At 48.1% G+C, this 268-nt stretch carries 1 pseudogene; it reads right to left on the bottom strand.

The annotated features are described in order from the left end of the window. Nucleotides 1-18: 18 nt before the first annotated feature. Nucleotides 19-268: pseudogene (locus CWC17_RS19045) on the bottom strand (NAD(P)H-dependent glycerol-3-phosphate dehydrogenase); the annotation flags it as partial.

Below are 268 nucleotides of genomic sequence, written 5' to 3'. Positions count from 1 at the left end.
AGCGGCTACTCCTTAAACTTTGCCTAATGTTTGACCAAAGCGTCGTTTACGTGATTGTTTATGGGTACAGTTTACGATTCAATCACCAAGCCCTGCCATCCCCATAAAGGGTTCTTTCTTTGCGCCTAAGGCGAACCCTAAGCGTGTTAATTCAGCCAAGCCACGGGTGATCAACGCGGTACGCGAATTAGCACCACAGCCAACCACATCCGACATAACCGCGCCGATAGCGATTACATTTATAACCGAACCACCTAACTGAATGCCA

Origin of the sequence: Pseudoalteromonas sp. S3785, assembly GCF_005887365.1 — a bacterium.
Lineage (GTDB): Bacteria > Pseudomonadota > Gammaproteobacteria > Enterobacterales > Alteromonadaceae > Pseudoalteromonas.
The sequence above is the reverse complement of the archived record's forward strand: the minus strand, read 5'-3'. Positions and strand labels throughout refer to the sequence as shown.